13 protein-coding genes are annotated in these 13,043 nt (G+C 59.9%); 10 read left to right on the top strand and 3 right to left on the bottom strand.

The features are described from left to right. Positions 1-11 precede the first annotated feature (11 nt). The 7 genes from fghA to rpoS all read left to right on the top strand — a co-directional run bounded on the left by fghA (position 12) and on the right by rpoS (position 6,039). Complete coding sequence (gene fghA, locus AC0IW7_RS00625) at positions 12-854, top strand: S-formylglutathione hydrolase (protein WP_122494062.1); 843 nt, start codon at positions 12-14, stop codon at positions 852-854. A gap of 177 nt (positions 855-1,031) precedes the next feature. Next, on the top strand, positions 1,032-1,505 hold the full coding sequence (gene ispF, locus AC0IW7_RS00620; protein WP_471815357.1) for a 2-C-methyl-D-erythritol 2,4-cyclodiphosphate synthase: 474 nt from the start codon (positions 1,032-1,034) through the stop codon (positions 1,503-1,505). Then, positions 1,502-2,560 carry a tRNA pseudouridine(13) synthase TruD gene (gene truD, locus AC0IW7_RS00615; protein WP_471815356.1) on the top strand — a complete coding sequence of 353 codons (1,059 nt, stop codon included), beginning with the start codon at positions 1,502-1,504 and terminating at the stop codon, positions 2,558-2,560. The genes ispF and truD overlap by 4 nt, the downstream gene beginning before the upstream one ends. After that, complete coding sequence (gene surE / locus AC0IW7_RS00610; protein WP_471815355.1) at positions 2,548-3,297, top strand: 5'/3'-nucleotidase SurE; 750 nt, start codon at positions 2,548-2,550, stop codon at positions 3,295-3,297. Before truD ends, surE begins: the two co-directional genes overlap by 13 nt. 41 nt (positions 3,298-3,338) lie before the next feature. Further along, entirely contained in the window at positions 3,339-3,974 is a 636-nt protein-coding gene (locus AC0IW7_RS00605) for a protein-L-isoaspartate(D-aspartate) O-methyltransferase (RefSeq protein WP_463384742.1), read from the top strand. 79 nt (positions 3,975-4,053) lie between these two features. After that, entirely contained in the window at positions 4,054-4,929 is an 876-nt protein-coding gene (locus tag AC0IW7_RS00600) for a peptidoglycan DD-metalloendopeptidase family protein (RefSeq protein ID WP_471815354.1), read from the top strand. Between the two features lie 105 nt (positions 4,930-5,034). Beyond that, positions 5,035-6,039: an RNA polymerase sigma factor RpoS gene (gene rpoS, locus AC0IW7_RS00595; protein WP_463560343.1), complete on the top strand. Its 1,005-nt coding sequence runs from the start codon at positions 5,035-5,037 to the stop codon at positions 6,037-6,039. A 521-nt stretch (positions 6,040-6,560) separates the two neighbouring features. On the opposite strand, the gene fdxA is transcribed toward rpoS, so the two are convergent. After that, positions 6,561-6,884 (bottom strand): ferredoxin FdxA, encoded by a 324-nt coding sequence (gene fdxA, locus AC0IW7_RS00590; protein WP_122494056.1) that lies wholly within the window; start codon positions 6,882-6,884, stop codon positions 6,561-6,563. A 142-nt stretch (positions 6,885-7,026) separates the two neighbouring features. Next, positions 7,027-9,594 carry a DNA mismatch repair protein MutS gene (gene mutS / locus AC0IW7_RS00585; protein ID WP_471815353.1) on the bottom strand — a complete coding sequence of 856 codons (2,568 nt, stop codon included), beginning with the start codon at positions 9,592-9,594 and terminating at the stop codon, positions 7,027-7,029. Positions 9,595-9,665: 71 nt separating this feature from the next. Here mutS and AC0IW7_RS00580 point away from each other — a divergent pair, with 71 nt between their 5' ends. From AC0IW7_RS00580 to recX, 3 genes are all read left to right on the top strand, one after another. Further along, positions 9,666-10,166: a CinA family protein gene (locus AC0IW7_RS00580; protein WP_471815352.1), complete on the top strand. Its 501-nt coding sequence runs from the start codon at positions 9,666-9,668 to the stop codon at positions 10,164-10,166. 85 nt (positions 10,167-10,251) lie between these two features. Then, positions 10,252-11,310 carry a recombinase RecA gene (gene recA, locus AC0IW7_RS00575; RefSeq protein ID WP_122452630.1) on the top strand — a complete coding sequence of 353 codons (1,059 nt, stop codon included), beginning with the start codon at positions 10,252-10,254 and terminating at the stop codon, positions 11,308-11,310. A 7-nt stretch (positions 11,311-11,317) separates the two neighbouring features. Further along, positions 11,318-11,779, top strand: a complete 462-nt coding sequence (gene recX, locus AC0IW7_RS00570) for a recombination regulator RecX (RefSeq protein ID WP_471815351.1) — start codon at positions 11,318-11,320, stop codon at positions 11,777-11,779. 110 nt (positions 11,780-11,889) lie between these two features. Here recX and AC0IW7_RS00565 read toward each other — a convergent pair whose 3' ends face one another. After that, on the bottom strand, positions 11,890-12,963 hold the full coding sequence (locus AC0IW7_RS00565; protein WP_471815350.1) for an LOG family protein: 1,074 nt from the start codon (positions 12,961-12,963) through the stop codon (positions 11,890-11,892). Positions 12,964-13,043 lie beyond the last annotated feature (80 nt).

Below are 13,043 nucleotides of genomic sequence, written 5' to 3'. Positions count from 1 at the left end.
CGGGCTTTCCCATGACCCTTGAAATCGTTTCCAGCAACAAAGCGTTCGGTGGCTGGCACAAGCGTTATCGCCACCGCTCCAGCTCGCTCAACTGCGACATGGTGTTTGCCGTCTACCTGCCGCCGCAGGCCGAGCAGGGCGCCAAGCTGCCGGTGTTGTACTGGCTCAGCGGCCTGACCTGCACCGATGAAAACTTTATGCAGAAAGCCGGTGCCCAGCGCCTGGCGGCCGAGCTGGGCTTGATCATCGTCGCGCCGGATACCAGTCCGCGCGGCGAAGGTGTGCCAGACGACGCAGCCGGCGCTTATGACTTCGGTCTGGGTGCGGGCTTTTACGTCAACGCCACGCAGGAACCGTGGGCGCGCCACTATCGGATGTACGACTATGTGGTGCAGGAATTGCCCGAGCTGATCGAAGCCAACTTCCCGGTTTCTGACAAACGCGGCATCAGCGGCCACTCCATGGGCGGCCACGGCGCGTTGATCTGTGCGCTGAAAAATCCGGGGCGTTATCAGTCGGTGTCGGCGTTCGCGCCGATTGCCAACCCGCTGAACTGCCCGTGGGGCGAGAAAGCCCTGGGCAATTATCTGGGTGCCGACCGTTCCCGTTGGCGTGAATGGGACGCCAGCGTGTTGATCGCTGATGCCAGCGAAAAGCTGCCGATTCTGGTGGACCAAGGCGACCGCGACGATTTCCTCGAAGGGCAACTCAAGCCTCAGGCGCTGGAAGCAGCAGCCAAGGCGGCGGGCCATCCGCTGACCCTGCGGATGCAGCCGGGGTATGACCACAGCTATTACTTTATCGCCAGCTTTATTGATGACCACTTGCGCCATCATGCGGCGGCGTTGAAGTAGCACAGGGGCTGAGACCCCGATTGCCCGATCGAGGCTGAAGCCTCTCCTACAAGAATCGCGGTTCTCATGTAGGAGAGGCTTCAGCCTCGATGCTTTTGCGCTACCTGTTTCAAGTGCCAGCGGCGCTCACGGGGTCCTTCGGGTAAACTCGCGACTTTTCCCAGGACCCCTCGGCTCATGCGTATCGGCCACGGCTACGATGTTCACCGCTTTTGCGACGGCACCTTTATTACCCTGGGTGGCGTGAAGATTCCTCACAAGTTCGGACTGCTTGCCCATTCCGATGGCGACGTACTGCTGCATGCCTTGAGCGATGCCTTGTTGGGCGCTGCGGCGCTTGGCGATATCGGCAAACATTTCCCCGATACCGACCCGAACTTCAAAGGCGCCGACAGTCGAGTGTTGCTGCGTCATGTGGTCGGGCTGATCAAGGCCAAGGGTTGGAAAGTCGGCAACGTCGACGCCACCATCGTTGCCCAGACGCCAAAAATGGCACCGCATATCGAAACCATGCGCGCCGCCATCGCTGCTGACCTTGAGGTCGCGCTGGATCAGGTCAACGTCAAAGCCACCACCGAAGAAAAACTCGGGTTTACCGGCCGTGAAGAGGGCATCGCCGTACACGCGGTCGCCCTGTTGGTAGCGCAATGAACGAACTCGAATTGCTCGGCCCTCGTGCCTATGGTGAAGCGGCCGGGCGCGCGGTGCTCAAGGCCACTGCCGAAGATTTTCAAGTCGACGAAGTGCTCGACATCCCGCTCGCTGGCGAAGGCGAACACTTGTGGCTGTGGGTGGAAAAACGCGGTCTGAATACTGAAGACGCCGCGCGCCGCCTGGCTAAAGCTGCTGGCGTGCCGTTGCGCATGATCAGCTACGCCGGGCTCAAAGACCGGCAGGCCCTGACCCGTCAATGGTTCAGCCTGCACCTGCCAGGCAAGGCCGACCCGGATTTTTCCGCCGCGCAAAGCGACAGCCTGATCATCGTCAAAACCGCACGGCACAAACGCAAGCTGCAACGCGGCGCCCACTCGGCCAACGGTTTCACCTTGCGCCTGACCCAACTGCAAGGCGACAGCGCGACCCTCGACGCGCGGCTGGAACAAATCAAAGCCCATGGCGTGCCGAACTATTTCGGTGAGCAACGCTTCGCCTATCAGGGCGGCAATGTGGTGCAGGCCCGCGATTTCGCCAGTCGCGGCGAGCTGCCGGACGCGCGCAATGTGCGCTCGCGTTTGCTCTCGGCGGCGCGCAGTTACGTGTTCAATCAGGTGTTGGCCGCACGTGTCGCCGACGGCAGCTGGCAGCGTGCGCAGGTCGGCGACTTGCTGGCCTTTACTGACAGCCGCAGTTTCTTCCCGGCCGGTGAGGCCGAGTGCAGCGACCCGCGTCTGGCCATTCTCGATCTGCATCCCACCGGCCCGTTGTGGGGCGAAGGGGTGTCGCCTTCCGCCGGTGCGACCCATGAAATCGAGCAAGCGGTCGCGGCAAAAGAGGCGGCGTTGTGCGACTGGTTAATCTCTGCGGGCATGGCTCACGAACGGCGTATCCTGCGCCTCCCCATCGGCGGTTTGACGTGGCATTATCCCGAGCCTGACATTCTGCAACTGGAATTCGTCTTGCCGGCTGGATGCTTCGCCACCGCTGTGGTGCGTGAAATCGTCGAGTTGTTGCCGGCAGGGCAGACGGACAACTCATGCGTATTCTGATTTCAAACGACGATGGGGTGATGGCTCCCGGCCTCGCCGCGCTGCATGGCGCGCTGGCGGATTACGCCGAGTGCGTGGTAATTGCCCCCGACACGGACAAGAGCGGCGCCAGCAGCTCGTTGACACTCGATCGTCCGCTGCACCCGATGGTATTGCCCAACGGTTTCATCAGCATCAACGGAACGCCAACTGACTGCGTGCACCTGGGCCTCAACGGCTTGTTGCCCGAGCTGCCAGACATGGTGGTTTCCGGCATTAACCTGGGCGCCAACCTGGGCGACGACGTGTTGTATTCCGGCACCGTGGCGGCCGCGCTCGAAGGGCGTTTTATCGGCTGCCCAGCCTTCGCCTTTTCTTTGGTTTCCCGGCAAACCGACAACCTGCCGGCCGCTGCGTACATCGCCCGCCGTTTGGTGGAAGCGCGAGACAAACTCGATTTGCCGCCGCGTACCGTGCTCAACGTGAACATTCCCAACTTGCCGCTGGACCACATTCGCGGCATTCAGCTGACGCGCCTGGGCCATCGCGCCCAAGCCGCAGCGCCGGTGAAGGTGGTTAACCCGCGCGGCAAGGAAGGCTATTGGATTTCGGTGTCGGGTGACGCGGAAGACGGCGGCCCCGGCACCGACTTCCATGCGGTGGTGCAAGGCTACGTGTCGATTACGCCGCTGCAACTGGACCGCACCTTTAACGAGGCGTTTGCAACGATCACGCCTTGGTTGGAGGGGTTGCTCTAATGTCGCGCGGGCAAGACGATCTGCAACACCGTGGTATCGGCATGACCTCGCAGCGCACCCGCGAGCGCCTGATTCAACGCTTGTACGACGAAGGCCTCTCCAACGCCCGGGTACTTGAGGTTATTCGCCGCACGCCGCGTCATCTGTTTGTTGATGAAGCCTTCGCGCACCGTGCGTACGAAGACACCGCGCTGCCCATCGGCCATAACCAGACTATCTCGCAACCTTATATGGTCGGGCGCATGACCGAGCTGCTGTTGGCGGCCGGGCCCTTGGACAAAGTGCTGGAAATCGGCACCGGCTCCGGCTATCAGACGGCGGTTTTGGCCCAATTGGTTGAGCGAGTGTTCTCCGTGGAGCGTATCCAGGCTCTGCAAGAACGCGCGAAAGAACGATTGCTGGCACTCAACCTGCGCAACGTGGTCTTTCGTTGGGGTGATGGCTGGGAAGGCTGGCCGGCACTGGCCAGTTACAACGGCATCATCGTGACCGCCGCTGCGGCTGAAGTGCCACAAGCGCTGCTGGATCAACTCGCCCCAGGGGGGCGTCTGGTGATTCCGGTTGGCGCGGGCGATGTTCAGCAACTGATGTTGATCATCCGTGAAGAGCACGGCTTCTCCCGTCATGTGCTGGATGCGGTGCGTTTCGTACCTCTTCTGAACGGCCCTACCGCTTGAGTTGGGCGAGGGTGGCACTACTTAAGTATGGGTTTTGTCGTTTTACATTTTTCAACAGTCACCGGAAAGGGAGAGGCGGGTGAGTCTCACAGCCATTCAGCAGTGGATTTGCATCGCAGGCGCCAGACGTCTGGTGAGTGGCTGGGTCCTTGGAGTGTTACTGGTCGGTTGCAGCAGCACCCCACCTGGTGGTGTCCGTGTGGTGGATCGCACCGCCGGCGGCTCGACTACCAGCACCAGTGCGGCCACGCCGCAGCGTCCCGCGACGACTACCGGCCAATACCGCGTCCAGCGCAGCGATACCCTTTATTCCATCGCCTTCCGTTTCGGCTGGGATTGGCGCGCGCTAGCCGCGCGAAACAACATTCCAGCGCCGTACACCATCAAGGTCGGTCAGGTGATCCGCTTCGACGGCGGGCGTTCGCCAACGGTAGTCAAAGGTCCGATGGCAACAGCCAATAACGGCAACAAGCCGCCCTTGGTGGTGGTGCCGACCAACACCGTTCCGGTCATCGCCAGGCCCGCCCAACCCCCGGTTGTTACCACGCCAGCGACCACGCCAGTGCAGGCTGTGAGTCGTTCTGCTACAGGCTGGGCATGGCCTACAGGCGGGGCATTGATCGGTAAATTCTCCTCAAACGGTAGTTTGAATAAAGGAATTGATATAGCTGGGGAATTGGGCCAGCCTGTTCTTGCCGCGTCGGATGGTTCTGTTGTGTACGCCGGAAGTGGATTACGGGGCTACGGCGAATTAGTGATCATCAAACACAGCGATACCTACGTAAGCGCTTACGGTCACAACCGCAAGTTGCTGGTAAGGGAGGGACAGCAAGTCAAGGTCGGGCAGACGATTGCCGAAATGGGTTCCACCGGCACCGATCGGGTGAAGCTCCATTTTGAGATTCGCCGACAGGGTAAACCTGTGGATCCGCTGCAATTTTTGCCTGCGCGTTGAAAGGTTGTCAGCCCGCTCCAGCCACGTAGGCCGGACGGGCTCAGGGATTGCCATGGATTAAGGTGATGCCGGGGCTTATGTCGAACTCAGCAAGGGATAAGAACAATGGCACTCAACAAAGAAGCGCCGGAGTTTGACTTGGATGATGACGTGCTGCTCATGGAGCCCGGCATCGTCTTGGACGACGTGCTTAACGATGAGCCGGAAGCTCCGGCTAAACGCACGAAGGCCAAGCAGTCCACTGCGGTCAAGCAACACAAATACATCGACTACACCCGGGCGCTAGACGCCACTCAGCTTTACCTCAACGAAATCGGTTTCTCCCCCCTCCTGACTCCCGAAGAAGAAGTCCATTTTGCGCGGCTGGCGCAGAAGGGCGACCCTGCGGGCCGTAAGCGCATGATCGAAAGTAACCTGCGCCTGGTGGTGAAGATTGCCCGTCGGTACGTCAATCGGGGCTTGTCCCTGCTGGACTTGATCGAAGAAGGCAACCTTGGGCTGATTCGGGCGGTTGAGAAGTTCGATCCTGAACGCGGTTTCCGTTTCTCCACTTACGCCACGTGGTGGATTCGGCAGACCATCGAACGCGCGATCATGAACCAGACGCGCACCATTCGTTTACCTATTCATGTGGTCAAGGAGCTAAACGTCTACCTGCGCGCCGCGCGCGAATTGACGCAGAAACTTGACCACGAGCCCTCCGCCGAGGAAATCGCCAACCTGCTGGAAAAACCGGTCGGCGAGGTCAAGCGCATGCTTGGCCTCAATGAACGGGTGTCCTCGGTCGACGTTTCGCTTGGCCCGGACTCCGACAAAACCCTGCTCGATACCCTGACCGACGACCGCCCGACCGATCCCTGCGAATTGCTGCAGGATGACGATCTCTCGCAAAGCATCGATCAGTGGCTCTCGGAGCTGACCGACAAGCAGCGGGAAGTGGTCGTCAGACGTTTTGGTCTGCGCGGTCACGAAAGCTGTACGTTGGAAGAAGTGGGTCAGGAAATCGGTTTAACCCGTGAGCGGGTGCGACAGATTCAGGTCGAAGCGCTTAAGCGACTGCGGGAAATCCTGGAAAAGAACGGTCTCTCCAGTGACGCGTTGTTCCAATAACCTCGTTAAGACCGCGCAAAAAACACCCGGCTCAGGCCGGGTTTTTTGTCGGTGTCTTCCTGCAAGTGTCAGCTTTGTAAGACATTGCTTACAGGGCGTGTAAGTGATTCGAGGAATGATTAGCCGGCGTATCGCCTGCGTTACACTGAGATTGAATAGCAAGTCATTGAAATATAAGAAATAAGTTAATTTTTGAGAGTGCGCGAGACTGTCCGTTAGGCGATTTCGCGACTTGAACGGTATCTGGATATCGCTAATATCACCCCTGTGCTTACGGACTAGCACGGGCTGAAATGGATATCGGCCAGGAACCATCGAAGGACACGATTCATCAGGACGATGAGCAGGAAATAGAGGGATTAGGGACGAAAGAGTGGGCGGGTCAAACCGCCCCTTTTTTTTGCCTGCCGAAAGGTGGGCACAACAAAAGGCCCGCATTGCGGGCCTTTTGTCTTTCACGGTGTTTGTCCTGCAGCGGGAAGCACTCGTCGGTGCGTTCTCTCGCTCTGGAAGCCTGGCGCTTAGCGCTCCAGGAGTTCCAGTTTGTTTTTCTTGCCATCCCACTCTTCAGCGTCTGGCAGCGCTTCTTTACGCTCGGTGATGTTCGGCCAGATTTCAGCAAGGTCGGTGTTCAACTGAATGAACTCTTGCATATCTTCAGGCACTTCATCTTCCGAGAAGATCGCTTGGGCCGGGCATTCTGGCTCGCACAGGGCGCAGTCAATGCACTCGTCCGGGTGGATCACCAAAAAGTTCGGGCCTTCGTAAAAGCAGTCCACCGGACACACTTCTACGCAGTCGGTGTACTTGCACTTGATGCAGTTGTCGGTGACGACGAAGGTCATTTCTAATTCTCTCCTCAGGCGGCTGGGGAGCCCGGTTCAGTAATTGAGCTCCTCGGCTCGGGAAACGAGAGCGGCAGTCCAGGCTAATAGACCACCGCTTTCCCAAAGCGCGCGGGATTCTAACAGCTTGCGCGCGCAGGCGTTAGATGCGTGCCTTCAATGTATATAACAGTTCGAGTGCGCGGCGCGGGGTTAAATCATCGGGATTGATGCGGCCCAATTCTTCAATCACCGGGTGCGGCGCGCTGGCGAACAAGTCGCTTTGCACCGGCACTGCCGGTTTGCCTGGCTCGCTACGCGGCTGCTCGTGGGGCAGCGCGGTAGTTTCCAGGCGTGCCAAGTGCTCCTTGGCGCGCACGATCACATCACCCGGCACGCCCGCCAACTGCGCAACTGCCAAGCCATAACTCTGGCTCGCCGGCCCCGGCAGCACGTGGTGTAGAAACACGATGCGCTCGTTGTGCTCGGTGGCGTTCAAATGCACGTTGGCGACAATCGGCTCGCTTTCCGGCAACACCGTCAGCTCGAAGTAATGCGTGGCGAACAGGGTATAGGCACGCAAGCGCGCCAAATGTTCGGCCGCCGCCCAGGCCAGAGACAGGCCGTCAAAGGTGCTGGTGCCGCGACCGACTTCATCCATCAGCACCAGGCTGCGTTCGGTGGCGTTGTGCAGAATGTTGGCCGTCTCGCTCATCTCCACCATAAAGGTGGAGCGACCGCCGGCCAGGTCGTCGCTCGAGCCGATGCGGGTAAAGATGCGGTCCACCAGCGACAGCTCGCAACTGGCCGCCGGCACGAAGCTGCCGATATGGGCGAGCAGCACAATGAGTGCGGTCTGGCGCATGTACGTGGACTTACCGCCCATGTTCGGGCCGGTGATGATCAGCATCCGCGTGTTGTCATCGAGGCTCAGGTCGTTGGCCACGAACGGTGTGGTCAGCACCTGTTCCACCACCGGGTGGCGGCCCTGGTTGATGCGCATGCACGGCTCATCGACAAAGCGCGGGCGGTTGAGGTCGAGGGTCAGGGCGCGTTCGGCCAGGTTGCTCAGTACGTCCAACTCGGCCAGGGCGCCAGCCGAATCCTGCAGCGGGCCGAGGTGGCCGATCAAACGCTCCAACAGCTCGTCGTACAGCATCTTTTCCCGCGCAAGCGCCCGGCTCTTCGCCGACAGCGCCTTGTCTTCGAACTCTTTCAGCTCCGGCGTAATAAAGCGTTCAGCGCCTTTGAGCGTTTGGCGGCGGATGTAGTCGGCCGGCGCTGACTCGGCCTGTTTGCTCGGCAGCTCGATAAAGTAGCCGTGAATGCGGTTGTAGCCGACCTTCAAATTGGCCAGGCCGGTGCGCGCTTTTTCCCGCGCTTCCAAGTCCATCAGAAATTGGCCAGCGTTTTCGCTGAGTGACTGGAGTTCGTCCAGTTCAGGGTCGTAGCCGGTCTTCAACACGCCGCCATCGCGGATTACCGCCGGTGGATTGTCGATAATTGCACGGGCCAGCAGCTCGGCCAGTTCCGGGTATGTGCTCACGGTGCCGGCCAGCGTTTGCAGGTGCGGGCTTTCAAGATTGGCCATCGCCATCTGCAGCTCCGGTAACGCTGCCAGGGCATCGCGCAGACGCGCCAAATCGCGAGGGCGCGCATTGCGCAAGCCGATGCGCGCGAGAATGCGCTCCACGTCGCCGATCTCTTTTAACTGTGGCTGCAAGTTCTCAAAACGATAGCGTTCGTGCAGGCAGGCAATCGATTCCTGGCGGGCGTCCAATACGGCGCGCTGGCGCAGCGGGCGGTTCAGCCAGCGGGTCAGCAGGCGGCTGCCCATGGCGGTTTGGCAGCGGTCGACCACCGATTGCAGCGTGTTGTCGCGGCCACCGGCGAGGTTGGTGTCCAGCTCCAGATTGCGCCGGCTGGCGCCGTCGAGAATCACCGTGTCGTCGAGGCGCTCATGGCGCAGGCTGCGCAGGTGGGGCAGGGCGGTGCGCTGGGTTTCCTTGGCGTAGGCCAACAGGCAACCGGCGGCGCCGATGGCCAGGGTCAGGGTTTCGCAACCGAAGCCCTTGAGGTCTTGCGTGGCGAACTGTTGGCACAGGCTCTTGTGCGCCGAATCGCGCTCGAAATCCCACGGCGCGCGGCGGCGAGAACCGCGGCGTTTCTCAGCCGGCAGACCTTGCGGCCAATCATCTGGAATCAACAGCTCAACCGGATTCAGGCGCTCCAGCTCGGCCAGCAAATTCTCCCAGCCCGGTATTTCCAGCACACTGAAACGGCCGCTGGTGATGTCCAGCACCGCCAGGCCAAACAGGCGTTCATCGCCGAGCACGGCGGCGAGCAAATTGTCCCGGCGCTCATCGAGCAAGGCTTCGTCGCTGACCGTGCCGGGGGTGATGATGCGCACCACCTGACGTTCGACCGGACCTTTGCTGGTGGCCGGATCGCCGATCTGCTCACAAATAACTACCGACTCGCCGAGCTTCACCAGCTTGGCCAGATAACCTTCGGCGGCGTGGTAAGGAATGCCGCACATGGGAATGGCCATGCCCGCCGATTGGCCGCGCGCGGTCAGGGTAATGTCGAGCAACTTCGCGGCTTTTTTCGCGTCTTCGTAGAAAATCTCGTAGAAGTCGCCCATGCGGTAAAACATCAACTGGTCGGGGTGCTGATTCTTCAGCCGCCAGTACTGCTGCATCATCGGGGTGTGTGCGGAGAGATCGCTCATTACCAGGCCTTGCGCGCAAAAGGCGCTAGTGTACGGTATCCCCCTCATCCTCTTTAAGCCCGGAGATTGCCTTGGACGCGATTACTCAACTGGCCGCGCAACTGGGCCAGCGTCTGCGTGCGCTGGACGCGCGTGTCACCACTGCCGAGTCATGTACCGGTGGCGGCATTGCCGAAGCCATTACGCGAATTCCGGGAAGCTCCGCTTGGTTTGAGGCCGGTTACGTCACTTATTCCAACGCCCAGAAGACCCGTCAGCTTGATGTGCCAGCTACTTTATTTGCCTCGGTGGGTGCGGTCAGCCGTGAGGTTGTCGAAGCCATGGCGCGCGGAGCACAAGACAAAAGCGCTGCACAATTTTCCGTAGCCGTCAGCGGCGTTGCCGGCCCGGACGGCGGTTCAGTCGACAAACCTGTAGGCACCGTCTGGCTGGCTTGGGCGAATGGGGACCAGGTGTTTACCGGCAAGCGTCTTTTTGCTGGCGACCGTGACGCGGTGAGACGACAAACGGTGGAAGCCGCACTGGACGGGCTGATCCGACTAGCTGCAGGAGAAATTCCGGATCAGGGGTAGGCGCTCGACTTGCGCTGTGGAATAATACTGGCTACTTATACAGTTGTTAGCGGCCGCTAGGCCCTCTTGATCACGTGAGGATTCAATGGACGAGAATAAGAAGCGCGCCTTGGCTGCAGCCCTGGGTCAAATCGAAAAACAATTCGGTAAAGGCGCAGTCATGCGCATGGGCGACCACGAACGTCAGGCCATTCCGTCGATTTCCACCGGCTCCCTGGGCCTGGACATCGCCCTTGGCATTGGCGGCCTGCCACGCGGTCGTATCGTAGAAATCTACGGTCCGGAATCGTCGGGTAAAACCACACTTACCTTGTCCGTTATCGCTGAAGCCCAGCGCATGGGCGCCACCTGCGCCTTCGTCGATGCGGAACACGCGCTCGACCCGGACTACGCCGGCAAACTCGGCGTCAACGTTGACGACCTGCTGGTTTCCCAGCCTGATACCGGCGAACAAGCGCTGGAAATCACCGACATGCTGGTGCGCTCCAATGCCATCGACGTAATCATCGTCGACTCCGTTGCCGCCCTGGTGCCGAAAGCGGAAATCGAAGGCGAAATGGGCGACATGCACGTCGGCCTGCAAGCCCGTCTGATGTCGCAAGCGCTGCGTAAAATTACCGGCAACATCAAAAACGCCAACTGCCTGGTTATCTTCATCAACCAGATCCGTATGAAAATCGGTGTGATGTTCGGTAGCCCCGAAACCACCACCGGTGGTAACGCGTTGAAGTTCTACGCCTCGGTGCGTCTGGACATCCGTCGTACCGGCGCGGTGAAAGAAGGCGACGAAGTGGTCGGCAGCGAAACCCGCGTGAAAGTGGTGAAAAACAAGGTAGCCCCGCCGTTCCGTCAGGCTGAGTTCCAGATTCTGTACGGCAAAGGCATCTACCGTAACGGCGAGATCATCGACCTGGGCGTGCAACTCGGTCTGCTGGAAAAATCCGGCGCCTGGTACAGCTATCTGGGTAGCAAGATCGGTCAGGGTAAAGCCAACTCGGCCAAGTACCTGGAAGATAACCCGGAAATCGCCAAAACCATCGAGAAGCAGATCCGCGATCAATTGCTTATGGCCGGTAAAGATGCAGCCGCAGCGGCCGCCGCCGCCGCTGTAAACAACACCGAAGACGATCTGGCAGACGCCTGAGTCTGATATGTCCGTCGTACTCGACAGCCCTGCCGCAGTAAGACGGACAGCCATGGACTTGCTCGCACGCCGCGAGCATGGCCGTGTCGAGTTAACCCGCAAATTGCGCCAACGCGGCGCCCCGCCTGAACTCATCGAACCGGAACTCGACCGCTTGACGCAAGAGGGTCTGCTGTCCGAATCCCGCTACCTCGAAAGCTTCGTTTCCTACCGTGCCCGCTCTGGCTACGGGCCTATGCGCATTCGCGAGGAACTGGGGCAGCGTGGACTGGCGCGCGCCGATATCGAACAGGCGTTGCGTGAATGCGGGATTGATTGGCGTGAACAGATGAACGAAGTCTGGCAGCGCAAATTCGGCGAGCAACCGAACGACGCCAAGGAGCGCGCCAAGCAAGGGCGCTTTCTTGCGTATCGCGGTTATTCCATGGACATGATCAGCCGCCTGCTGCGCGGTGAGCTGTACGATTGAAGTTCTCTTCCCGCCTATCCAAAACCTGACAACCAGCGCAGCACCGTAGGAGCGGCTTCAGCCGCGATGCTCTTAATTGGCGCCCCGCGCTCTTGGGAATCGACCTGGGTCTACGCCCAATTCTCCGGCGTATTGAAAAAGTCATACAACTCCCGCAGCCGCCCATATTCCCGCCCGCGAAAGGCAAACGCCACGCGATGTAACTCCGCCAGTTCCGGCTCATCCCCTTCGTTCTCGAAGGCGCCTTGCTGCTGCACAAAGCCGCCGCTTTTGCACAGGTCTGCAAACAGCTCGGGCAATTGTTCGACTGCCTCAGCCGAAAGCCCATGGTTTAGCCGCACTACAAAACGATCCTTCAGCCAGCGGCTCGAATGAAAGTTGCTGTAGAAGCGCGTGATCTGCTCAACCGCTTCATCCGCGCTGTGCGCCATGGTCAGCAGTTTCATGTCGCTGGGCAGAATGTAGCCGTTGCCCTCCAACTGGCGGTGGATAAACGCCAGGGCGTCTTTCCAGAAACTGCCGTCGGGTTCGTCCAGCAGCACCACCGGAACCAGCGGACTTTTTCCGGTCTGGATCAATGTCAGCACTTCCAGCGCTTCGTCCAACGTGCCGAAGCCGCCTGGGCAAAGCACCAGGGCGTCGGCTTCTTTAACGAAGAACAACTTGCGCAGAAAGAAGAACTTGAATGACAGCAGGTTGCTGCTGCCTTGCATGGTGGCGTTGGCGCTTTGTTCGAAGGGCAAGCTGATGTTGAGACCCAAGCTGTGTTCGAGTCCTGCTCCTTCATGGGCGGCAGCCATGATGCCGCCGCCGGCACCGGTAATCGCCATCAGCTCGTTGCGCGCCAACGCGGCGCCAAGTTCTTTGGCGAGTTGGTACACGGGGTGGTTTGCCGGCGTGCGCGCCGAACCGAACACAGTCACTTTGCGACGACGCTTGAACTGCTCCAGCACGCTGAAGGCATGCTCCATCTCGCGCAGGGTTTGCAGCATGATCTTGGCGTCCCAGCGGTTGCGATCGGCCTGGGCCATGCGAATCACTGTGGAGAGCATGTCGCGGTACAGCGACAGGTTGAGGCTGGAATCAGGCGTGGCGAGGGCGAGCAATTCGTCGACTTTGGCGGCCAGGTCAACGCTCGGGGTTTGCACATGACGGTTGAGGTAATCGTCCGGTTCGTAAGGCATGGAACAGCTCCTTGAGGGTGAACCTTGGATCGGAAGCGGCAGGTTGGGTGAAGCCGATCGCGGCTCGACCCAACCTGAAG

The organism is Pseudomonas sp. AC229, assembly GCF_979254655.1.
The sequence above is the reverse complement of the archived record's forward strand: the minus strand, read 5'-3'. Positions and strand labels throughout refer to the sequence as shown.

Bases quoted from the DNA above. Each gene is read 5' to 3' on its own strand.
- ispF (WP_471815357.1), top strand. From the start codon at position 1,032: ATGCGTATCGGCCACGGCTACGATGTTCACCGCTTTTGCGACGGCACC.
- recA (WP_122452630.1), top strand. From the start codon at position 10,252: ATGGACGAGAATAAGAAGCGCGCCTTGGCTGCAGCCCTGGGTCAAATC.
- fghA (WP_122494062.1), top strand. From the start codon at position 12: ATGACCCTTGAAATCGTTTCCAGCAACAAAGCGTTCGGTGGCTGGCAC.
- rpoS (WP_463560343.1), top strand. From the start codon at position 5,035: ATGGCACTCAACAAAGAAGCGCCGGAGTTTGACTTGGATGATGACGTG.
- fdxA (WP_122494056.1), bottom strand. From the start codon at position 6,884: ATGACCTTCGTCGTCACCGACAACTGCATCAAGTGCAAGTACACCGAC.
- surE (WP_471815355.1), top strand. From the start codon at position 2,548: ATGCGTATTCTGATTTCAAACGACGATGGGGTGATGGCTCCCGGCCTC.
- AC0IW7_RS00605 (WP_463384742.1), top strand. From the start codon at position 3,339: ATGACCTCGCAGCGCACCCGCGAGCGCCTGATTCAACGCTTGTACGAC.
- recX (WP_471815351.1), top strand. From the start codon at position 11,318: ATGTCCGTCGTACTCGACAGCCCTGCCGCAGTAAGACGGACAGCCATG.
- AC0IW7_RS00565 (WP_471815350.1), bottom strand. From the start codon at position 12,963: ATGCCTTACGAACCGGACGATTACCTCAACCGTCATGTGCAAACCCCG.
- truD (WP_471815356.1), top strand. From the start codon at position 1,502: ATGAACGAACTCGAATTGCTCGGCCCTCGTGCCTATGGTGAAGCGGCC.
- mutS (WP_471815353.1), bottom strand. From the start codon at position 9,594: ATGAGCGATCTCTCCGCACACACCCCGATGATGCAGCAGTACTGGCGG.